This is a genomic window from Thermogemmatispora sp. (genome assembly GCF_019683755.1).
In the GTDB taxonomy this organism is placed as follows: domain Bacteria; phylum Chloroflexota; class Ktedonobacteria; order Ktedonobacterales; family Ktedonobacteraceae; genus Thermogemmatispora.
On sequence record NZ_JADGHT010000009.1, the window covers coordinates 1 to 22,306 of the forward strand.

The window sequence follows — 22,306 nt, forward strand, 5'->3', positions numbered from 1 at the left end:
ACAATACGCAAGGGGGAAAAAGCGCCGCCACAGACAGGGCGGCGCCAGCCTACCGGCCTGCGTGGGTGTAGTCGAGCAGGGCAGGCCGTAGGAAGCTACTTCATAGCTGTTTCGGCGATGTAGCGCAGGTCCAGCTCTTCCAGCTCGCGCTTCTTGCCCAAGAGCAGCTTAGCCATCTCAAAGGCCCGATTGAGCTGCTCCTGCTCCAGGGTATAGCCCAGTTCGCGCATCTGGGCGGCCAGGGCGGCACGGCCCGAGAGCTTCCCCATGCGGATGCGTCGATCGGCGGCGGTCAGGCCGATCGACTCGGGAGTCATGATCTCATAGGTACGGGCATCCTTGAGCACCCCATCCTGATGGATACCACCACCGTGGCTAAAGGCATTCTGACCAACGATGGCCTTAGTCCATTGGGGCTGCATACCCGAATACTTGGCGATCAGGCGACTAGTGGGGATGATCTTGGTGGTATCGACGCGCACATCGAGGCCCAGATCGGCCGAGCGGGTACGAATGGCCATCACCACCTCCTCGGTGGCGGCGTTACCGGCGCGCTCGCCCAGGCCATTAAAAGAAGTATCGACACGCTCAGCGCCGTTACGCAGACCCTCGAGAGCATTGGCCACCGCCAGGCCCAGATCGTTATGACAATGGGCCGAGATGCGGATCGTCGGGAACTCACGCTTGAGATCGGCGATGAGCTGACCAAACTCCCAGGGCAAGGCGTAGCCGACGGTATCGCAGATGGTCACGAAGCGTACACCTTCCTTAAGGATGGCTTCGCAGACCTCTAGGATGAAATCGTGTTCAGTGCGCGTCGTATCTTCGAGGGCGAAGTCGACCGTATCGGTCAGGCTACGGGCGTAGGCCACAGCCGTGCGGGCCATCTCCAGCACTTCCTGACGGCTCTTGCCTAGCTTGACCTGACGATGGATGGGGGAGACACTGATAAACGGCTCGATGACCGGGTGAGCGGCGACCTTGACAGCCTCCCAGGCGGCATCGATGTCGCCCTTCACGGCTCGTGCGATGGCGCAGATCTCTGCGTTTTCGACCTGCGAGGCGATCAGGCGGACGGCCTCAAATTCGCTTGGCGAAGAGATCGGGAAGCCGACGTCCAGGGTGTCGAAGCCCATGTCGGCCAAGGCCCGCGCGATCTCTAGCTTCTCTTCGGGAAAGTAGTTGACGCCGGGGGTCTGCTCGCCATCGCGGAGGGTGGTTTCGTAAAATTTGACGATGCGCGGCTGTGGTCGCTCTGGCTGCAGTTGCTGCTGTGGCTGGGTCGTCATTGTTCTCTCCTTACTACAATGTAACACGCTGTCCGCGCGCCCTTGCGCGAAGCAGCGAGCGCAAGGCCATAATGGTAGGGAAGACGGCGCCGATCGCTCGCGGCTGGCCGGCTCGCTCGCCGCTGCGAGGGTGATCGCGCCACCTCTATCCGCTGATCTGCTCCTGCTCTTCCCTTCCGCTTCCTCACCCGCCTCAGCTTCTTCTAGGTGCTAGCCTGCTGCTAATCTGTAGACATTATATGCTTCGCGCGAAAGGGGACGCAAGCACCACCCTACCCGCTCATTCTTCGTGCCTGGCGCCTGGCTTACTCGCGTGGCTCAGCGGTGCTGTGAGAAAAGCCAGGGGAAGAAATCGGAAACGCGCAAAGGACTCGCTTCCAGGGAATAGACGTAGCCCCAAACGCCATGTCCTGCACCGGCGAATTCGGTATAGCGTGGATGACCGCCGACAGCGCGCAAGGCGGCGATCATGTCGCGCGAGCCACTCACGGGCACGACCGGATCAGCCGAGCCGTGAAAGGCCCAGATTGGCAGATTCTTGATGCGAGCCGCCAGCGATGGATCACCGGCTCCGGCAATGGGAGCCGCGGCGGCGAAAAGATCGGGCCAGCGCTCGATAGCGTCCCAGGTCCCGTAGCCACCGTTTGAAAGACCGGTGACATAGAGACGCGTCCGGTCGATGTTGTTGGCGTAGGCCTGCACGATTCGATCAAGCAGGGCCTTCGTGAGCTGAAGCGGAATGCTCGGCTGAGCCGGCTGGTGATAGGAGCCGCCATGAATGGGAACATTGACCCACTGCTGTCCCTGTTTCATCTGCGGCACCAGGACGAAGCAGGGCCAGCGCTGCTGGATCTGGGGGTTGGCCGGGCCCTGGTAATCGCTGCTCCAGACGCGCACATAGGCTTGATTGAGCAGCAACTGCTCATTCTGGGTGGCGGTGTAGTTGGGACGACTGCGCTCGCCACCGCCATGCAGTAGCAATACCAGCGGATAGCGCCGCTGCGGGTCGAGCGGGTGAGGGACATAGAGATAGTAGACGAGGCTGTTTCCCCCTTGTGAGAAGATGTGCGCCGTGAAACCTAAGTAGTTGAGACCCGGCAGAGCTGGCGACAGCAGGGAGGCGCTGGCAGTGGGAGCCGGTGTCAGGCGCCGACTCTGCAGCGACTCCCGCTGCTCGCTGCGATGGGCCTGGATGGCCAGCGGCGAGGCCACGCTTCGACGCAGGCCGAGCGTGCCGCGCAGGCTATAGAGAGTGGCTCCCATCAGACAGACGAGCGCCAGCGCTATCAGGGCCAGGTATCGTACTCGCTTGCTCATAGCGGGCCAGTGCTCCAGACCGGAGATGATAGGGCGCGGAGGCGCCAGCGGCATCTGCGGAGCCGGTCTGCGAGACTGCCGGCACAAGGGCTACGCTGGTGGTAGAGGTAACAGACAAAGGAGCCGGCTGCCTTCTGCCGACATCGGGCAGCACCTGGGCTTTGCTTACCTGTCCTCGGCCGCCTGCCGCTGTTGAGCCTGTTGAACCACCACGACGCCGCGGTCCCGCGCGTCCCACCAGGCGACTCAGCCACGGCGTATACATCAGCGCGATGCTGATAGCCAGCGAGAGGCCAGCAACGGCACACCAAAGCAATGCCACACGCAAGCCTACAGGCCAGCTTCCCGGCAGAAGAGGCAACAGGCTGCCGCGCAACTGGTTCAGGATCAGCACATGGACCAGGTAGACGCCAAAAGAGGCATCCGAGCAGAGACCCCAGAGGCGCACGCTCAGACGCTGGCTCGCCTCCTGGCCTGAGAGATCCGCGAGACCAATGGCCCAGCGACAGCAAAGCCAGAGGGCCAGGCCGATAACCGCTACGCTATAGAATACCATACTCGGCTGCAGGACTGAAGTAGCGTAGCCCATTGGCTCACGATAAACGCTGATCTGCTCGGCAAAATGTACCCAGAGTGCTAACAGAGTTACAAGGAAGATGGTAATGATCAGACGAGCATGGCGTAAGACAAAGGCCCGCACCCGCTCGAAATGGAGCGCCGCCAGCCCGCCCAGGACAAAGTAGAACTGATACATCAAGACAAAGCGGTCCTGGTAGACTGCCACCGTATGCCAGAACGGATCACTACTGCGCTGAACCGTGTGGTAGTCCACATAGAAGAGCAGCACCTGAAGCGTAAAGCTGCCCAGCAAGAGCAGCCAGGGGTGACGGGACCAGCGCTTAAGTAGCGCCATGAAGAGCGGAAAGATCAAGTAGAACTGGATGGTGAGCAGGATGTAGTAGAGCTGATAGGAGGCGCTGCCCGTGACCACGTCAAAGAGGGCCGTTGTGAGAAAGGCCCTCCACGAGCTGGGACGCGTATTGACGAGAACGTAGACCAGGCTCCAGAAAATGTACGGAACGATGACGCCCAGGCTGCGTTTCTTCCAGAACTGCCCGAAGGGGAAGCGGCGCCCATTGTAGACATAGACGAGGGCAAAGGCCGTTACGAACATGAAGATTTCGCGCGTGAAGTGGAAAGCGACCAGAAGGGCATTCTGAATGGCGTAGCCTGGGCCGTTGCCATTGAGAATGGCAGTCGCCGCCAGCACATGCACCGCGACAACACTGAGCGCAGTGCATGTGCGCAGAGGATCAAGCTCGTAGATGTGCGGTCGCTTGCCGCTCCCACTGCTGGGGCTACGACTCGGGTTGAGGTTGCTGCTACTCTGGCTCAAGGTTGACCTACGGCCTCCTCCCTGGCGATCTGGTGCAGCTCGCGCCGCGCCTGCTCTCGGGTGCGTAGCAGGCGACGGTCGACCTTGCCGGTGGCATTGCGTGGCAGCTCTGGCAGAATCACCAAGTCGACGGGCACGCGCGGCGGACTGAGACGCTGGCGGGCATAGTGGCGCAGCTCCTCAACGTCGAGCTGGCGGCCCTCCTGCAGGCTCAGATAAGCCACGACGACCTCACCATAGAGCGGATCAGGACGTCCGACGACGGCCACTTCGCGCACTGCCGGGTGTTCCTGGAGAGTCTCCTCGATCTCGCGCGGGGCGATATTCTCGCCGCCGCGGTTGATGACCTCGCGCAGGCGCCCTTTGATGAAGAGATAACCGTCCTCGTCAAAGTAGCCCAGATCACCGGTGCGGAACCAGCCATCCTGGAACGAGGAGGCGCCGGCTCCATCCTCATAGGCGCTGATGACATTGGGCCCAGCGATACAGATCTCGCCCACTTCGCCAGGCGGCAGATCCCGCAGAGCCTCCCTGGCGTCTCCCTGACCGGAGTCGTTGGACTGCGGTACGCAGATGCGCATGGCCACGCCGGTCGGGCGGCCAACCGAGCCGGGCTTATGCGGGGCCGGTGGCAGGGGATTGGCCGCGACCTGGCTGCCGGCCTCCGACAGTCCATAGGTCTCGATCAGCGGAATGCCAAAGCGCTCCTCAAAAGCGCGCAAGTTAGCCGGCGGCAGGGGGGCCGAGGCGCTGCGGGCGAAGCGCAGGCGGCCCGGAAGAAAGGCCGGGCGCTCCTCACTCTCCAGGAGCAGGGCCACGATAGTCGGCACAAGACTGATCCAGGTCGCCTCGTAGCGCTCCACCCAGGACCAGAAGCGGCGGCGGCTAAAACGTGGGGCCACGATAAGCGAGGCTTCGGCCAGCAGCGAGGCGCAGAGACTGACCACCGGGGCATTGATGTGAAAGAAGGGAAGGGTCGTCAAACCGCGATCCGCCCCGGTCAGAGCATGGCTACGGCGCACCTGGTCGGCGGTCCAGACAATCTGGCGCTCGCTAAGAGCCAGCCACTTCGGCTCTCCCGTGCTGCCAGAAGTGCTCAGGTAGACACGTCCTTCGCAGACACTCAGCTCCCGCTCCGGCTCAGAGGTATGGCTGAGGTGCTCAGCAAGCTGAGAGGCAGTGAAAAGGCGCTGTCCAGGCGACAGGAGCACGGCGCTCCAGGCGCTCTCTCCCTCGTCGGGAGCACACAGAATGCTTGCCGGCTGGCGGCTGAGCAGCCGACGCGCTTCATCAAGGCTGGCTGCCGGGGGCACAGGGATCAAATCGTAGCCGCTGCTCAGGGCGGTCAGCCAGATCAGTCCGTTGAGCAGCCCGCCCGGTAGAGCCAGCATAATGCGCTGAGGTGGCGGACCAAAGAGGCGGCGCAGCGCGGCCAGGCCGACCAGCGCCTGCCGATAGCTCAACTGCTCTCCGCTCTCGGCCTCAAGCAGCAGAGCTTTGGTCGGTGTGCGATGGGCAGCATGCTGCAGGCTCGCCAGCAGACGGCCTACGGGCAGCTCCTCGCGTCGCGGTAGCACAGGCCGTACTTGGGTTGTCGAAGGGAAACTGATAGTCGTCATCGTCTATTCCATTCCGAAGAATATCTTTCTCTTATTGCTTCTAAGCTTGTTGGTTATCTTATGTGTCGGCGCATGGCGAGAGCGAGAACGCGGATCGGCACAGCTTTGAGCCTAACTGACTGAGAGATGGTCTTTGAAACTGCTTTTCATCTTGCCACCTGGGGCTGAAAAAAGGGCGCAGCGAGCCTGAAAATTCGCTGAAATGGCGCCCTAACCAGCTTCACCAGCCTGCAGTAGCAGCGGAGGAGCGGTAAGAAAAAAGCAGGGAAAGGACAGCAAAGAGCCGTGGGCGCAAGGGAGCAGAGCAGGTCAACCGGAAGATTCAGCAAATTTTCAGCCGGGCTTGCTATATACCATCACAGTATTGTTCACTATCCCCGGGGGCGATCTCTCCAGAGCAATAGGCCCCAACTGAGCGTCTGTGACAAGCATTGGCGAGAAGAGAGAGCACAGGACACAAGGACCACAGTATGTCAGCAAGCAGCAAGGAGTACAACGGCAATAAAAGCAAGCAGCCAACCGTCTTGATTGTAGATGACGAACCGCAGATCATCGATTTTCTGCAGATGGGTTTTGTCTACGAAGGCTTCCAGGTACTGGTCGCCACGAGTGGGCCTGAGGCCCTGCGTATGGCCACGCAGCACCAGCCGGACATCATCATTCTTGACATCATGTTACCGGGCTGTGACGGCCTGGAGGTCACGCGCCAGCTCCGGCGCAGCCATGACATCCCGATCATCATGCTAACGGCGCGCGACGAGGTTGACGATCGGGTCGCCGGGCTAGACTGCGGCGCCGACGATTACCTGACCAAACCCTTTGCCTTTCGCGAACTCATGGCGCGCACGCGGGCTGTCCTGCGTCGTCACGGCAACAACGTCGCCGACATCCTCTCGTTCCAGGACATCACCCTTGATCGCGGTACCCACACCGTCACCTTGCGCGGCGAGCCAATCGAGCTGACGCCGCGTGAGTTCAGTCTGCTGGAACTGTTCTTGATGCACCCGCGTCAGGTGCTCTCGCGCGACACCATTCTCTCGCGCGTCTGGGGCTACGACTACGTTGGCGACGACAACATCGTCGAAGTCTACGTCCGTCATCTGCGCGAGAAGCTGCACGACAATCCGCCACGCTTACTGCAGACGGTGCGGGGTATTGGTTATACCCTGCGAGGCTAAAGCAAGCATGAAGAAACGCGCCAATCTTCTGTCGCGACTCATACGCCACGTGCCAATTCGCTGGCGCCTGGTGCTAGTGTCCCTTGGTCTTTTGACCATCCTGCTCGGCTCGCTGGGAGTCGTCATCTCCCTGATTGCTGAGCAAGATCTGCTCTCCAATCAGGTCGATGTGCTCTGCAACGAGGCCCAGGTGGCCATCAAAGGCATCATGAAAGGCAACCAGGACCATCCTTTTCGCCTCTCCTACACCTTTCTGCCGCCGGAGAAGCCGCCGACAGATTTCCTCTATACAGCCTCAACCCTGGCCTTTCGCCTCTCCAGTCCAAGCACGAACGCCGCCATTCTAGCGACCGATGGCAGTGTCCTGGTACCGGGCAGCAGCTCCCCCTTTGCGCTGCAGCCCATTACAGTCTCGCCCGCCCAGGTACGACTAGCCCTGCAGAATAACGACCAGCATCCGCCCTATCTGGTTCTCAAGGACAGCAGCGGGCAGCCGCAACTGGTGGTTTTTCTCCCCCTGGTCGACACCTTCCGCGATCACACGCTGGGCATTCTACAGATCAGCACCTCGACCATGCCTATCGATGACTTCCTGCGAACCCTGCATCTGACGCTCTTCATGGGGGTAGTGGTCTTGCTCGGCCTGGCCACGGCCCTGATCTATCCCTTGGTCAGCGTCGCTCTGCATCCACTGGTCGAGATCGAGCGCACCAGCCAGCGCATTGCACGAGGCGACCTATCGATGCGCATTGATCCGCCGCCGACGGAGGACGAAATCGGGCGCCTGGCTCACTCCTTTAACCGCATGGTTGCCCAATTGGAGAATGCCTTTCAGCGCCAGAAGCGCTTTGTCTCCGATGTCTCCCATGAGCTGCGCACGCCGCTGACGGCTCTGAGCGGCAGCCTGGAAATGCTGCTCTTGGGGGCGGACCGCGGCGACTTGGAGGCGGCGCGGCGCCTGGCACGCGGCATGTATGCCGAGGTGCAGCGGCTACAGCGCATGGTGGAAGATTTGCTAGTACTGACGCGCCTCGATGCCGGGCGACTGGAGATGCGGCGCGAGTTGATTCGAGCGGAGGATATGCTGGCGACCGTCTGCGAGCAGGCGGAGCACTTGGCGCGGGGCCAGACCGTGCGTTGGAGTGTGGCTCCGCGCACGCCGGCACTGGTAGGTGATAAGGATCGCCTGCGTCAGGCCCTGCTCAATATTGTGGATAATGCTTTGAAATATACGCCGGCTGAGGGAACGGTCGAACTGCAAGCCCAGCCAGCCGGCGGGGGCGTGGTGCGACTGACCGTGCGTGACACGGGCGAGGGGATTCCGCCCGAGGCCCTGCCACATGTCTTTGAACGCTTCTTTCGTGCTGATCCGGCCCGCAGCCGAGCAGGACGCCGGCCCGGTGGCAGTGGTCTGGGTCTGGCGATCACGCGCGAGCTGATTGAGGCTCAGGGAGGCAGGATACAGATAGAAAGCCGTCTGGGCGAGGGCACCACCGTCACAATTCTCTTTCCTGCTGCCGTCGAAGGGCGCAGCGCCCCGCGCGGCACCGAGGAAAGCACGCGTGGTCGCAGCCTATCGCAGCCTGGTCGCCGTCCCTCGTAAAAGCTACCGGACGGCCCGCCAGGACCAGGCCAGCCAGCAGGTCGGCTGATGACGAGAGAGGAAGATAAGGCGTGAAGAAGAGGGACGCCGAGGAATGGCGTCCCTCCTTAGCAAGGCGAAGGTTGCAGGGTAGCGCTGGCCGTGGCCAGATAACTCTGACCGGCGGGCTGCATGAGCCAGCGCGGCTCACTCAGGTACTTCCAGCCGCCATCGGCCAGGATGATGACAATCTTGCCTTCTTCCAGGCGCTCGGCCACGCGCAAGGCCACATCCAGCACCGCCCCACTCGACGGGCCGGCGAAAATCCCCTCTTGCTCCTTGAGTTGGAGTGTGCGCTCCCAGGCCTGTTGACTGGAGACCAGCAGGCGCTCATCGATGACGCGCAGGTCGAGCACCGGCGGGACAAAGCCATCGGCCAGATTGCGCAGGCCCTGAATGCTGTCGCCCTGAACCGGCTCGGCCCCAATCACACGAATGGCCGGGTTATACTCCTTGAGGCGGCGCCCGATGCCTGTTAAGGTGCCCCCCGAGCCGAGGCCGGCAACGACCACGCTGAGATCGGGCAGGTCACGCAGCAGCTCTACGCCGGTCGTCTCATAGTGAGCGGCGGGGTTAGCCTCGTTTCCGTATTGGAAGAGCATCACATAGCGTGGATCGTCGCGCGCGATCTCCTGGGCCAGACGAATGGCGCCGTTACTGCCCGCCGCCCCTGGAGAAGTGATCACCGTGGCCCCATACAGCTCCAGCATGCGCCGCTTATCCTGTGTTCCCTTCTCTGAGACGACCGCCGTAAAGCGGTAGCCCTTCATCGTAGCGATCAGGGCCAGGGCCACGCCTGTATTGCCGCTCGTCGGCTCCAGCAAGATCGAATCGGGCTTCAGCAGACCGCGCGCCTCGGCCTCCTCGATCATTCTCAGGGCGATACGATCCTTAATGCTGCCCGAGGGATTGGCCCCCTCCATCTTGGCAAAGATACGCACACGCGGGCGTGGGCTGAAGCTCTTCAATTCGATTAGGGGCGTATTGCCAACCGTCTCCAGAATACTGCCATAGTACATGCGAAAAGACGTCCCTCCTTTCAAAAGCGCTCCGATGCTCGCCTCAGAGGGCGCAGAGCGCTCTGCCGACAGACAGCACCTCATCGATCATTGCCTGGATGTCATCGGCACTGGTAGCGTAGTGCACCAGGCAGGCGCGCAGCAGCTCCTGGCCGCGCAGGCGCGTGCTGGTCAGAAAGACCCGCCCGCGGCGCTGGATCTCGCGTGCGAGCTGCTGATTGAGGCGGTTGAGCAGGGTCGGCTCATCGCGCAGAGCGGGTGGAGCATAGCGGAAACGCACGATACTGAGAGGGCCACCCGAGATCAGCTCTAGCTCCTGCTGAGCAGCCACCTCGCGCGCCAGGAGCCGCGCCATACTGATATTGTTGCTAATGGCACGAGCCAGGCCGGCCCGACCCGCCGTACGTACTGTAGCCCAGGCGTCGAGGGCGCGGAAGCGGCGCGTACGCTGTAACGTGTACTCAGACATCCAGGCGGCATCGTCCTCGTCGTCGCTGTGGGTCAGGCGGAAAGCGTCGTGCAGAGCAGCGCCGTGGCGCACAAGAGCGCAGCCGCAGTCGATGGGGACCGAGAGCCACTTATGCTGATCGGTGGCCAGAGAGTCGACCTGGTCGATGCCGCGGTAGAGCGGAGCGACGCGCGCGTCGAGGATGCCAAAGGCGCCGTAGGCCCCGTCGACATGCAGCCAGAGGCCCTCGGCGTGGCACAGCTCGGCCAGCTCCTGCAACGGATCAATGGCCCCGGTCTCGACGGTGCCGGCGGTGGCCGCCACACAGAACGGACGCAGCCCAGCGGCGCGGTCCTCGTGAATGCGGCGCTCCAGCGCCTCCAGGTCCATCCGATAGTCAGGTGTTGAAGGCACAATATGGATAGCAGCGCTGCCCAGGCCCATGGCTTCGACCGAGCGGCGAATGCTGAAATGACCCTGGTCGGACTGGTAGAGTACAAACGGTGGATGGTGGCCTTGCAGGCCCTCGCGGCGCACGTTCCAGCCGTCCTGTTCGGCTGCCCAGTAGCGAGCGGCCTGCAGACAGGTAAAGTTTGCTTCGGAGCCGCCGCTGACGAAAACGCCGGCGCTGCCTTCCGTCGGCAAGCCGGTCAGTTCCATCATCCAGCGCACGGCGCAGCGCTCCAGCTCCTGGCCAGCGTGATCGCCGATGCCACAGTTCGGGTTCATGGCCGCTGCCAGCGGCTTCAGTAGAATGCTGGCATGTGACGGGGCTGAATTGATCCAGCCGGCAAAGCGCGGGTGGCCATTGCCCTGGGGATAAGGGAGAATCAGCTCGCGCAGCAGTGTGAGCGTCTCCTCGAAGGGCCGCCCCTCCTCGGGCAGCCTCTGCCCACTGATCTGCTGCCGTACCTCCGCCGGCATCGGCTGCCAGACGGGGCGCTCGGCGATGCCGCTGAGGTAGCGCTCTAGCTCGTCAAGCACCAGCTCGCCGTAGCGACGCAGGCGCTCTGGTTCAAAGGTCAAGCCTGTTGCTGTCTTGTGACTGGTAATGGTCATCCTGAATAGGGGCACTCCTTTCTGTTCTCTCCAAGCATGCCACTGCTGTCTGAAATTTGGGCGCAGGCTTGCTAAAAATTCGCTGAATCTGGCCGCTCTGCGGCGGGACTTTACAGAATTGTTACAATTCTTTTGCCTATGCTTGATCAAGGGAGGGTCGTTCTGAGGGCCTGGCAGAGCTGCTACTGATGGTGGGCGCTCTGGAGAGGAGTGGAGCCGCGTGCTATTGTGAACAACTCACCATATGAGGTAAAATAGAGGAACAGATAGAGGGCGGAAACACCATTGCCTGCTGCTTTCCCAACGTTTTTGTTTTATCCTGCTTTTTCCGGCATAGCGTGCATATGCTATGCACTCAGGCAGGACCGCCGCCCTATTCAGCGAGCGGAGCGGCCCGCAGCCAGACTCAGACAGGAACTGGAGAGAGAAGTATGCCAAAGTCCATGTTTGAGAAGATCTGGGAAGCGCATGTTGTGCGCGACGTTCCCGGAGAGTCGACCATTCTCTACATTGATCGTCACCTGGTGCATGAAGCGACCTCGCCGCAAGCCTTTGCTGGCCTGAAGGCGGCGGGGCGCAAGGTCAGGCGGCCTGATGCCACGATAGCGGTGCTTGACCACAACGTGCCGACCCTCCAGGTGCGCGGCAGGCGGGTGCTGGAGCTTGTGGACCAGGCGAGCGCGCTCTGCATCACGACGATGGAGCAGAATGCCCGCGAGTTCGGCATCACCCTGTTTGATATGAACGATGAGCGTCAGGGGATCGTGCACATTATTGGCCCCGAGCAGGGCCTGACGCTTCCCGGGATGACCATCGTCTGTGGCGATTCGCATACCTCGACGCATGGGGCGGTAGGCGCGCTGGCCTTTGGCATCGGCACCAGCGAGATCGAACATGTGCTGGCAACTCAGTGCCTGTTGCAGAAGAAGCCGCGCTCGATGAATATCCGCATTGAGGGAAGCCTCGGCCCGGGCATTACGGCCAAGGATATCGCGCTCTATATGATTGGGCGCCTGGGCACGGGTGTGGGCACGGGCCATGTGGTGGAGTTCAGCGGCTCGGCAGTGCGCAGTCTCTCGATGGAGGGGCGCATGACCTTGTGTAACATGGCCATCGAGGCGGGTGCGCGCGCGGGCATGGTGGCCCCTGACGAGACCACCTTTGCCTATCTCAAGGGCCGTCCCTTTGCTCCCAAAGGGGCCCTCTTTGAGCAGGCGGTCGAGGCCTGGAAGCAGCTTCCGAGCGATCCCGGCGCCCATTTCGATACGGTGCACGAGATCAATATCGATGGCCTGGCTCCGCAAGTGACCTGGGGCACCAATCCCGGCATGGTCGTCGATGTGACCGGCTGCGTGCCCGATCCCGCTGATGAGCCTGATCCGCAGAAGCGCCTGGCCTATGAGCGCGCTCTGCAGTATATGGGGCTAGAGCCGGGCCAGAAGATTACGGATATCCGCATCGATACAGTCTTTATCGGCTCCTGCACTAATTCGCGCCTGGAAGATCTGCGCCTGGCTGCTCAGATCGTGAAAGGGCGCCATGTGGCTCCGGGCGTGCGCGCGCTGGTGGTGCCCGGCTCGATGCAGGTGCGGCGCATGGCTGAAGAGGAGGGCCTGGCCGATATTTTCCGCGAGGCCGGTTTCGAGTGGCGCGCTGCTGGCTGCAGCATGTGCATCGCTATGAACGGCGACCGCTTGAGCGAGGGCGAGCGCTGTGCCTCCACGAGCAACCGCAATTTCGAGGGCCGTCAGGGCAAGGGCGGACGCACCCACCTGGTCAGTCCACCAATGGCCGCCGCTGCCGCGATCGCGGGCCACTTTGTCGATATCCGCGATTTCTAGCCAGCAGCGGCCCTCAGCTCGATCAGTCCGGGCAGACTCTGACCCGCTCCCTCCGCCTCTGCAGATGACGGCAGGACGGGTCAGAGCTGCTGGATAGGGGGCCAAAAGACAGGCAGGACAGAGAGAGACCATATCACCAAGGAGGCAGAGCGAGCCTATGGAACCCTTTACGCGCCTCAAGGGCTTGGTAGCCCCGCTGAACCGCACCAATGTCAATACGGATGAGATTACGCCGGCGCGCTTCCTCAAGACGATTAGTCGCACCGGCTTCGCTCAGGCCCTGTTCGCTAACTGGCGCTATCTAGGGGACGATAAGACGCCCAACCCCGACTTTGTGCTGAACCAGCCTCGCTATCAAGGGGCGACAATCTTGCTCGCCGGCGATAACTTCGGCTGCGGCTCCTCGCGCGAACATGCCCCCTGGGCGATCCGTGAGTATGGTTTCCGCTGTGTGATCGCCCCGAGCTTTGCCGATATCTTCTACAATAACTGCTTCAACAATGGTATTCTGCCGGTGACGCTCCCTGAACCCACCGTTCTGGAGCTATTCAAGGAGGTCGAGGCGACCGAGGGCTATGAGCTGGAGGTCGATCTAGAGGCCCAGACGGTGACCACTCCCGACGGGCGTGTCTTCCAGTTCCCGATCGATCCCTTCCGCAAGCAGGCGATGCTCCAAGGTCTCGACAATATCGGCTGGACCCTCTCGCACCTCGATGAGATCCAGGCCTACGAGGAGCGTCGGCGGCAAGAAGCGCCCTGGGTCTTCAGTATCCGGTGACAAGGGTGTCGCCGGCTTAAGATGACTGGCTGGCCGGCTGGCTGACTGACTGGGGCGTAAGCGGAAGCGCTGTCCGCCCCGACGCCGAAGGAGGCTGCTGGACGGGGCGCCTCTGGCGAATCGAGCAGCGAGCTGCCAGTAAGCAGGCGGCAGGCCAGTCGCTCCCTGACAGGCAAGTAAGCCAAGCAAGGACGTTAGCAGACCGGTCACTCCGCCGCGGACGTAGGACCGGTGCAGCGGCAGCGAACGGCCTCCGGAGGCTGACCTGCAGTGCGCCGGGCTTGCGTCCGTCTATGCGCGGGGCGAATAAACAAGAAAAGGAGCGCAAAGTGGCGATTCACCAGATTGATCCCGGTCTGGTCCCTTTTCAGATCCTTGATCCTGACGGTAACCTGGTGGGAGAGATGCCCGCTCTCTCGCCGGAGCGCCTGCTCTATTTCTACCGAACGATGCGCCTGGCGCGTGCGTTCTCGGACCGCATCATTGCGATGCAGCGCCAGGGACGGGCCACGACCTTCGGCTCTCTCACCGGTCAGGAGGCGGCCACCGTTGGGCTGGCCGCGCCTCTCCAGCCGCAGGACTGGCTGGCAACCTCATACCGTGAGATTGCCTCGTTGATCGTGAAGGGCGTACCTCTCAGTACCCTCGTCTATTCCTTCCGTGGCTACACTCCCCCGAACTGGCCCGCCGAGACGCGCTGTCTCCCCTATCAGATTGTGATTGGAACGCAGATTCCTCATGCGGTAGGCCTGGCGATGGCGGCCAAGATTGCTGGCGACCCGGTGGTGGCGGTCGGCGTGTGTGGCGATGGGGCGACCTCGGAGGGCGATTTTAATGAGGCCCTGAATTTCGCCGGCGTCTTTCGCGCGCCGGTGGTGATCATTGTGCAAAATAATGGTTGGGCCATCAGTGTGCCGCGCCATCGTCAGTCGGCGGCGCCGACCCTGGCCGCCCGCGGCATCGGCTTCGGAGTGCCTTCGGCATTGGTCGATGGTAACGATATTCTGGCGGTCTATGAGACGGTGCGCCAGGCGGTGGAGCGGGCGCGCGCTGGGGACGGACCGACCTTGATCGAGCTGCTGACCTACCGCATTGGCTCCCATACGACCGCTGACGATGCCAGTCGCTACCGCGACCCCGCCGAGGTTGAGGCCTGGCGCGCCAAGGACCCCATTGCGCGCTTGCAGAAGTTCTTGCGGCGGCGCGATCTCCTCAGCGAGGAGCAGGATGAGGAGATTGGGGCCTCTGTGCTGGCCGAGATCGATGCGGCAGTGCGCGAGGCCGAGGCCATGCCACCAATGGCGCCCGATAGCTTCTTTGATTATGTGAGCGCGACCCTGCCGCCGCGCCTGCAGGCGCAGCGCGCCGAGCTGCTGCGCTTCGTGTCTCCCTCGCCCGCCCAGCCTCAGTCGGGCGAGCGCCACTAGTGAAGAGAAGGGGGAGGTGAGAGCAATGGCTGTGCGCCCGATGACGATGATTGAAGCGCTCAATAATGCTCTGGCCCTGGAGCTGGAGCGCGACGAGCGGGTGGTCCTGCTGGGCCAGGATATCGGCCTCAATGGCGGGGTCTTCCGCGTGACCGATCAGTTGCAGCGCCGCTTTGGCGAGCGGCGCGTTTTCGATACCCCGCTGGCAGAATCGGCGATTATCGGGACGTCGATCGGCATGGCGGTCTATGGGCTACGCCCGATCGCTGAGATTCAGTTTGCGGGCTTCCTCTTCCTGTGCATGAGCCAACTGGTGACGCAAGCGGCGCGCATACGCTTCCGCAGCGCAGGGGCCTTTAGCTGCCCGCTGGTGGTGCGCTCGCCCTATGGCGGTGGGGTGCGCACACCCGAGCTGCATTCGGATAGCCTGGAGGGGGTCTTTTTGCAGACGCCAGGCCTCAAGGTGGTAATCCCGTCGAATCCTTACGATGCCAAAGGGCTGCTGGCGGCTGCTGTGGCCGATCCCGATCCCGTCCTCTTTCTGGAGAATATTAAGTTGTATCGCTCCTTCCGTCAGGAGACGCCCGAAGAGTACTATACGGTGCCGCTAGGAAAGGCGAAGACGGTGCAGGCGGGCGAGGATGTGAGCGTCTTCGCCTACGGGGCAATGGTGCCGGTGGCGCTAGAGGCGGCGCGCCAGGCTCAACAGGAGCTAGGGATCAGTGTGGAGGTGATCGATCTGCGCACAGTCTGGCCGCTGGACGAGGAGGCGATTGTGGCTTCGGTTGAGAAGACGGGGCGCGCCGTGGTAGTGCATGAGGCACCGCGCGCCGGCGGGATCGGGGCCGAGGTGACAGCGATAATCAATGAGCGTTGCCTCTATTCACTGCTGAAGCCGGTGGCGCGCGTGACGGGCTACGATACGCCCTATCCAGTTCCCGGCGTGGAAGACTATTATCTGCCGACGCCGGCCAAGGTGCTGGCGGCACTGCGGCAGGTGATGGAACCCTGAGTCTGGCTGAGCTGGTCTGAGGCTCGCTAGCTCGCTCGCGCCTGGGCTGGTTGATTGATTGGTTGGTGGTTGAGTGGGAGCAGGCGGCATCTCTGGGAGACGCAGAGCAAAACAGGACAAGACAGGATAAGAGACGAAAATCGCGGGCTGGGCTGCAGTGATGGAGCGGATACCAGTGCTGGCCGCTCCAGTGGGGATCTTTGCCTCTGCGCAGGACCTGGCCCGTGGCGGAAGAGGTTCGCTATGGTTGAGTTCAGATTGCCCGATCTGGGCGAGGGCATGGAGGAGGCGGAGATTCGCCGCTGGCTGGTGCGCGTGGGCGAGCGCGTCACAGCCTATCAGGCGATCGCGGAGGTGGAGACCGATAAGGCGGTGACGGAGATTACGTCGCCGGTGACGGGCCGCGTGGTGGAGATTCGCGTCGGTGAGGGAATGGTCGCACGCAAAGGTGAGGTGCTGGTGGTCTTCGAGGAAGAGGCCGCCACAGCGCCTGCGGCGGAGCCGCGCGCGCCCGAGGCCAAGGGAGCAGCCGCCACCGCCACTGTGACCAAGGCGCAGACGGAGCGGCAACCGACTGCGGCTGCCGCGCCAACGGCGCAGGCCAGCGACGGAGGCACCCCAGCAATGACTGGTGCTGCTCGACGCCGAGTGCTGGCGGCCCCCGCCGTGCGCAAGCTGGCCTTTGAGCTGGGGGTCGATCTGGAGCAGGTGCCACCGTCGACGCCCGATGGCCGGGTGACGCTGGCCGATGTCCGTGCCTTTGCCGAGCGCCAGCGCGCGGCTGCTACTACTGCGACTGCCACGGCACCAAGTACGGCGACCACGGAGACAAGTCTCGTCGGCGCGTCGCTGCCGCCAGTGGCGCCGACTCCAACGGCGCCCGCGGCAGAGGAAGAGCGCCAGGCCCTGACGGGCCTGCGGCGGCGCATCGCCGAGCGTATGGAACGCTCCTGGCGTACCATTCCCCATGCCACGGCCTTCGATGAGGCCGATGGCGCTGCTCTGGTGGCCCTGCGCGAGGCTCTCTTACCTGTGGCCGAACGGCGTGGCTTGCGCCTGACCTACCTGCCCCTGCTGGTCAAGCTACTCATCCCCGTCCTCAAGGAGTTCCCCATTTTCAACGCCAGTCTCGACGAGGAGCGGCGGGAGATTGTCTATAAGCGCGTCTACCACATCGGTATTGCTACCGCCTCACCCGAGGGGCTGCTTGTGCCTGTGCTGCGCCATGCTGATCGGCTCAGCCTGGCGCAGATCGCCAGCGAGCTGGAACGCCTGGTCGAGGGAGGGCGTCGGCGCACGCTGGGCCTGCACGAGCTGACTGGCAGCACCTTCACGCTCAATAACGTGGGGAGCTTTGGCGGTAGCTCTGGTACCCCCATCATCAATTATCCCGAAGCGGCCATTCTGGCCGTGGGCCGGCTCCAGGAGAAGGCCGTTGTACGCAATGGCTCGCTGGTGGCGCGCCCCGTGTTGCCATTGGCGCTCTCCTTTGATCATCGCCTCATCGATGGAGCGCAGGCAGGCGCTTTTCTGGCGCGCTTCAAGGAGCTGGTCGAGAACCCGCAGCAATTGCTGCTTGATACCATCTGATTGCAGCGCAAACGCTGAGAATGTGATTCTTGGTTCCAGCAGGAGGGACGGCCCAGCCGCACGCTCCCGATGGAGAAGGCGCTGTTTGGTCTCTCCCTCCTGCGGCAAGCGTGTCGGAAGGAGGCCGACCGTGGCAACTGCCGAAGAGATTATCAAGGCCGTCGCCGTTCTGGTGAAGCAAGAGGGCAAGGAGATCTTTAGCCGCGAAGATATTCGTCGCCAGCTCGGGGTTGATCGTCCAACCTGGGAGCGCAGCTATACCGGCATCTTCCAGATGATGCGCTCAGATGGCGTCTCAAAGATCAAGTATGGGACAGCGCGCCCGCGTCGTGTGGAGAGCCTGAATCATCCGTTGAAAGTGGGACCGCGCTTCAAGGATGTCTTTCGCCGCGTTGAGCATGGGCGACATACGCTGACTGAATATGGCTGGCGCCTGATTGATGAGGTGCTGGCCGAGGAGCGCTCTGGTTGAGCAGGTGGCGGCGGAGCGGGTGCGCAGTCCTGAACGGGGATAGCTGACTTAACCTGGTCCAGCGCATCCTGAGACGAAGGCTGAGAGGCGGTTTGGCTCTCTCCCCCACCTCAATCCGGGCGGGTGCCATGACGAGCGAGGAGATCGTCGCGCCGCACTCGCCCGAGGCAGTGCAGGAGCGATGCGACAGCGCTGGGTTGCAGGTGAGCGCCAGAGGGTCAGTAAAGGCGAGAGGCCCAGAGTCCTAGAGGCCAAGCGCCAGAACGGTAGCGTGGCCTTAGATGGCAGAGGGCATCTGGCGCTGGCGCCGGGCAGCAGGCTTGAGCGAACAAGCTAGCGAAAGAAGAAAGGGAAGGAACAGTTACTATGGTCGTGGGCGATGTCACCACAGCGGTCGATGTGCTGGTCCTTGGTGGGGGACCGGCGGGCTATGTGGCCGCCATTCGGGCCGCGCAGTTGGGACGGCAGGTGACGCTGGTTGATCCAGTACCGCCCGGGGGAACCTGCCTGCATCGCGGCTGTATTCCACTGAAGGCCTTGCTGACCGCCAGCGAGCGCTACGCTGAGCTACGGCGCGAGACCTTGGAGCCGCTGGGGATCAGGCTGATAGGAGTCGACTTTGACTGGGGCCGCCTGCAGGCCTGGAAGGCGAGCATTGTGGCGCGCCTGGCCGAGGGCGTGCGGCGCCTGTTGGCCGGCAATCGGGTGCAGTATGTCGCTGGGCGAGCCTGGTTTCTCAGTCCCGAGGAAGTGCGCGTCGAAAGTGAGCAGGGCGAGCGCTTCAAATTTGAGCACTGTCTGATCGCAGTGGGGGCCGAGGCCGAGCCGCCGCCGGGGCTGGACTACGATGGGCGCACGGTATTGACGCCGGAGCAGGCTTTGGAGCTAGCCGAGCTGCCGGAGACGCTGGCGGTGGCCGGCACCGATTATGTGGCGCTGGAGCTGACCACGCTCTTTGCACGCCTCGGGGTGCGCGTGCAGCTCTGTCTGCCGGGTGAGGAGCTGCTGCCTGGCATAGAGAGAGCGGCTCTGCGTCCGCTCCAGGCCGGCCTGCGTCAGCTCGGTGTGCAGGTCATCGGCAATTTGCCGCCTGAGCGGGTGGAGACGCGCCCACTGGTGGTCTGCGGCGGCCTGCGCCCACGAACGGCGGGGTTACAGCTCGAGGCGGCGGGTGTAAGCTGTGATGCGCGTGGAGCCGTGCGGGTCTCGCCCTCGTTGCAGACGAGTGTCGCGCGGATCTATGCCGCCGGCGACTGCGCGGCAGCAGGGGCGCCGCCGCTGGCGAGTGTGGCCATCAAGCAGGGCAAGGTGGCGGCTGAGGCACTCTGTGGGCGCCGCGTGCAGTTTGCGCCGCTGGCGCTGCCGCGCGTGGTGCTGACCTCGCCCGAGCTGGCTAGCGTGGGCTATACAGCGCCGGAGGCGGAGCGAGCCGGCTACCGTGTCAAGACGGGCCGCTTTCCGTTGGGAGCCAATGGGCGCGCGCTCATGCTGGGCGGTGAGGCGGGGATGGTCCTGGTGGTGGCCAATGCCGAGGATGAGAGCATTCTGGGCATGACAATTGTGGGGCCACGCGCCGGCGAGTTGATCACGACAGGGGTGCTGGCTATCGAGATGGGGGCAACGCTGACCGATCTGGCCGAGCTGCTCTATGCTCATCCAGGGCTGGCTGAGGGCTTGCTGGAGAGCGCTGAGGGAGCGCTCGGGCAGGCGATTCATGTGCTGGGCCGGGCCACGAGTGGCTGAGCGGCAGGTCCCGGGTTCTCCTGCGCTCGGCCACTCGCCAGCCAGCCTGCCAGTCAGCCTCTCGGCTGATGGTCCGCTGAGCTATCTCCTCCCTGGCATAGACGGCAGGGAAAGCGCGCCCTAGTGCGACGAGGCGGCGTGTGCCGACCCGAGGTGGCCGCCAATGATGCCGCTGATCAGGGCGAGCAGGAACGAGAGCAGATTGATGAAGATCAGGATGATATAGAGGTCGAGCAGTTGACTGCCAGGGATGGAGGTGCCTGCACTCTGGTCGATGAGCGGCGACCGCGTCGCGGGCAGCATGGAGACAATGGTGATCACCAGCCAGACGCCGGTGCCGACGGTGGTCAGCAGGGCGGCAGTGCAGCCGGTGGTTCCCCCGACAGTGTAGCCATCGTCGCGCACCCCGGTGCAGCGCGCGATGAGGCTCGCCAGCAGCAGTGCCAGGCTGCTGGGTAGGCCAAGCCAGAGACAGAGCAGCATGAGTAGCCGCACCTCTGGCGCCCACGCTAGCCCGAGTTGGTCAAAGAAGAGGGCAAAGAGGAGTAAGAGCTGACCCGCTGCGGTGATTGCCCCTCCCAGGAGGCCGATGGTCAGTGGCAGGCGCTCACTCAGCGTCGGCTCACAGTGCACTGATGGATGTTGCATACTGCCCCCCGCCTGGGTTTAAAAGAGAAAGACTATGATCTCTGTTCGCTTGTCTCTCCTGTGATAAGGTACGTCTTGCGGGTAGAAGAGTTCTCGGCCAGGATTCCTGGATGTGCCGCTATTATGGCCTTTATCTGAGCCGTTCCTCTCTCTAAGGCGCGCCGCAGAAGTTATGCCTCACTTCTAGTTATGTATCCTTTTATGGAAATTTGCAAGACCATAGACAAAAGGGGGGTGACGAAGAAAGTATACTGCTTGCTTCTTTGTTGGCGTTGGTGTCACTTGAATATGGCAAGATGTTTCTTTTCTTGTGTACGTGATCGGTGGTGATTCTTTCCTGCTTTGAGGGTTCTGCTTGCTCTGCGTGGCCTTGCCGGGACGGGGCACCGCTTGCGTTGCCTGCTGATTGCCGACGCGCGCTCTTGACCAGCGCCCTGGTCAGCGGGTGCCTGGCCTGCTCACCTACCAACGCGCGACTCTGCTCGCTGTGAGTCTGCCCGGGCCGGTCCGGGCTGGTCCCCGGCCAGCGACGCTGTCAGCTCTTTGGCTGCAATCGGCAATGAGGAGGTTCCGCGACATGATCGGTCTGGTAAATCTGACGCTGGCGCTGCTGCGCCTGCTCTGGTTTCTGCTGTCGACGCGCGTGGGCAATCTGCTAGCGGCGGCGGGCTTACTGGTCGGTGGCTTGCTCTGGGGATTGACCTCGCATCAGGTTCACTATCAGGCGGTCCCACCGATCTCCTGGTTCAGGGTCTATTCCTCCGATGACGGCTACGATTATGTGCAGATCAATCATGGCCAGCAGTTCTACGTGATCAAGGATGCTGATTTTTCGCCCTATCCCGGCGGGGTCTTTCTGGATACGCGGCCCAGGCTGCTCTCTCTGATCTATGAGAGCGATGCGCAGCAGCCGGTAGAGCTGAATCTCAAGGAAGGCGAGCGGCTGACGGGCAGCGGCTACCGCGTGGTGGCCTTTTCGCTGGTGACCGGCAGCGGCCAGCCCTATACGTTTACGACGGCAGATTATCGCGCCTCTCCTCGCGGCTTCTACGATGATCATTGGCCGCTGGCGACCTGGCTGCTGCTGGCGGGCGTGGGCTTTCTGGGTTGGGCCTTGCTGGGGCCGCTGGTGCTGGATCTGTGGTTACTGCGGCGGGGCCAGCGGCCAGGCTATGAGCCGGTCCCAACCGAACGCGCCTATCGCTTGCTAGGACGCCAGTTGAGCGATCCGTGGCCGGGACTCAAGCGGGTGCGCGAGATCGATCCGCACGATCTGACGAAGTAATGCGGGGGGAGCAGGTGCCGCCTGGCTCTGGCGGCGGCGACCCGCGTTGCGGTAAAGAGGCCAGCAGCGGAGGGTGGGCGCGCTCGGCGCCCCGTGGAACGGCGCCGGCTCCTCCTGCCGCTGGCGGTTGCGCGAGTCAATGCCCGCAGGTCGGAAGAAGGACACACTCGATGAAGCAGGACAGACACGATGTGGAAGTAATCTGCTCGCTGGCTTAGTCGAAATGGGACATGCTGAACGCTCCTCCTTTCCAGGGACCAGGTCCAGGATGGAGGAGCCACCTTTGTACTGTCAGCCCGCTCATCCGCTCATCCGCTCCGGGAAAGGAATGTCTTTCCAGGTGGCGCGCGCGGGATCGTAGATGCTGCGCAGGGCGTGGAGCGGAATGTCGACCTCATAGCCCGGCTCTTCCAGAACGATGCGCAGGCGGGCGGTCTTTTCGTCGACGGCCAGCACGCGGCCCGACCAGAGGCCCGGGCGCAGGCCGGGCAGGGCGTAACGGACGCGCTGGCCAACCAGCGATCGGATGGTCATGCTGGTGCG

18 protein-coding genes are annotated in these 22,306 nt (G+C 62.8%); 10 read left to right on the top strand and 8 right to left on the bottom strand.

Going from position 1 to position 22,306, the window contains the following annotated elements; genetic code table 11:
- Positions 1–95 precede the first annotated feature (95 nt).
- The 4 genes from IRZ24_RS01610 to IRZ24_RS01625 form a co-directional block, all read right to left on the bottom strand.
- Positions 96–1,289, bottom strand: a complete 1,194-nt coding sequence (locus tag IRZ24_RS01610) for a 2-isopropylmalate synthase (protein ID WP_297159938.1) — start codon at positions 1,287–1,289, stop codon at positions 96–98.
- Between the two features lie 318 nt (positions 1,290–1,607).
- Entirely contained in the window at positions 1,608–2,606 is a 999-nt protein-coding gene (locus IRZ24_RS01615) for a prolyl oligopeptidase family serine peptidase (RefSeq protein ID WP_297159940.1), read from the bottom strand.
- Positions 2,533–4,002 (bottom strand): acyltransferase, encoded by a 1,470-nt coding sequence (locus IRZ24_RS01620; protein ID WP_297159942.1) that lies wholly within the window; start codon positions 4,000–4,002, stop codon positions 2,533–2,535. Before IRZ24_RS01620 ends, IRZ24_RS01615 begins: the two co-directional genes overlap by 74 nt.
- Positions 3,999–5,621: an AMP-binding protein gene (locus IRZ24_RS01625; RefSeq protein ID WP_297159944.1), complete on the bottom strand. Its 1,623-nt coding sequence runs from the start codon at positions 5,619–5,621 to the stop codon at positions 3,999–4,001. Before IRZ24_RS01625 ends, IRZ24_RS01620 begins: the two co-directional genes overlap by 4 nt.
- A 470-nt stretch (positions 5,622–6,091) precedes the next feature.
- On the opposite strand from IRZ24_RS01625, the gene IRZ24_RS01630 reads away from it, so the two are divergent.
- Both IRZ24_RS01630 and IRZ24_RS01635 read left to right on the top strand, forming a co-directional pair.
- Complete coding sequence (locus IRZ24_RS01630; RefSeq protein WP_297159946.1) at positions 6,092–6,799, top strand: response regulator transcription factor; 708 nt, start codon at positions 6,092–6,094, stop codon at positions 6,797–6,799.
- A 7-nt stretch (positions 6,800–6,806) separates the two neighbouring features.
- On the top strand, positions 6,807–8,402 hold the full coding sequence (locus tag IRZ24_RS01635; protein WP_297159948.1) for a HAMP domain-containing sensor histidine kinase: 1,596 nt from the start codon (positions 6,807–6,809) through the stop codon (positions 8,400–8,402).
- A gap of 107 nt (positions 8,403–8,509) precedes the next feature.
- Here the strand turns inward: IRZ24_RS01635 and IRZ24_RS01640 are convergent, their stop codons facing one another.
- Both IRZ24_RS01640 and IRZ24_RS01645 read right to left on the bottom strand, forming a co-directional pair.
- Positions 8,510–9,460, bottom strand: a complete 951-nt coding sequence (locus tag IRZ24_RS01640; protein ID WP_297159950.1) for a cysteine synthase family protein — start codon at positions 9,458–9,460, stop codon at positions 8,510–8,512.
- 43 nt (positions 9,461–9,503) lie between these two features.
- A complete protein-coding gene (locus IRZ24_RS01645) occupies positions 9,504–10,967 on the bottom strand; it encodes an aminotransferase class V-fold PLP-dependent enzyme (protein ID WP_297159951.1) in 1,464 nt (487 codons plus the stop codon).
- 431 nt (positions 10,968–11,398) lie between these two features.
- On the opposite strand from IRZ24_RS01645, the gene leuC reads away from it, so the two are divergent.
- From leuC to IRZ24_RS01680, 7 genes are all read left to right on the top strand, one after another.
- Positions 11,399–12,808: a 3-isopropylmalate dehydratase large subunit gene (leuC, locus tag IRZ24_RS01650; RefSeq protein ID WP_297159953.1), complete on the top strand. Its 1,410-nt coding sequence runs from the start codon at positions 11,399–11,401 to the stop codon at positions 12,806–12,808.
- Positions 12,809–12,965: 157 nt separating this feature from the next.
- Positions 12,966–13,586, top strand: a complete 621-nt coding sequence (leuD, locus tag IRZ24_RS01655) for a 3-isopropylmalate dehydratase small subunit (RefSeq protein ID WP_297159955.1) — start codon at positions 12,966–12,968, stop codon at positions 13,584–13,586.
- 329 nt (positions 13,587–13,915) lie between these two features.
- Complete coding sequence (pdhA, locus tag IRZ24_RS01660; RefSeq protein WP_297159957.1) at positions 13,916–15,013, top strand: pyruvate dehydrogenase (acetyl-transferring) E1 component subunit alpha; 1,098 nt, start codon at positions 13,916–13,918, stop codon at positions 15,011–15,013.
- Positions 15,014–15,044: 31 nt separating this feature from the next.
- Positions 15,045–16,025, top strand: coding sequence for an alpha-ketoacid dehydrogenase subunit beta (locus IRZ24_RS01665; protein ID WP_366914212.1), 981 nt, complete (start codon positions 15,045–15,047; stop codon positions 16,023–16,025).
- Positions 16,026–16,268: 243 nt separating this feature from the next.
- Positions 16,269–17,615: a dihydrolipoamide acetyltransferase family protein gene (locus tag IRZ24_RS01670; protein WP_297159961.1), complete on the top strand. Its 1,347-nt coding sequence runs from the start codon at positions 16,269–16,271 to the stop codon at positions 17,613–17,615.
- A gap of 130 nt (positions 17,616–17,745) precedes the next feature.
- Positions 17,746–18,087 (top strand): hypothetical protein, encoded by a 342-nt coding sequence (locus tag IRZ24_RS01675; RefSeq protein ID WP_297159962.1) that lies wholly within the window; start codon positions 17,746–17,748, stop codon positions 18,085–18,087.
- A gap of 366 nt (positions 18,088–18,453) precedes the next feature.
- On the top strand, positions 18,454–19,830 hold the full coding sequence (locus tag IRZ24_RS01680; protein WP_297159963.1) for an FAD-dependent oxidoreductase: 1,377 nt from the start codon (positions 18,454–18,456) through the stop codon (positions 19,828–19,830).
- 120 nt (positions 19,831–19,950) lie between these two features.
- On the opposite strand, the gene IRZ24_RS01685 is transcribed toward IRZ24_RS01680, so the two are convergent.
- Complete coding sequence (locus IRZ24_RS01685; RefSeq protein WP_297159965.1) at positions 19,951–20,478, bottom strand: hypothetical protein; 528 nt, start codon at positions 20,476–20,478, stop codon at positions 19,951–19,953.
- 577 nt (positions 20,479–21,055) lie between these two features.
- Here IRZ24_RS01685 and IRZ24_RS01690 point away from each other — a divergent pair.
- A complete protein-coding gene (locus IRZ24_RS01690) occupies positions 21,056–21,763 on the top strand; it encodes a hypothetical protein (RefSeq protein WP_297159967.1) in 708 nt (235 codons plus the stop codon).
- Positions 21,764–22,063: 300 nt separating this feature from the next.
- On the opposite strand, the gene IRZ24_RS01695 is transcribed toward IRZ24_RS01690, so the two are convergent.
- Positions 22,064–22,297: a hypothetical protein gene (locus tag IRZ24_RS01695; RefSeq protein WP_297159969.1), complete on the bottom strand. Its 234-nt coding sequence runs from the start codon at positions 22,295–22,297 to the stop codon at positions 22,064–22,066.
- Positions 22,298–22,306: the final 9 nt, after the last annotated feature.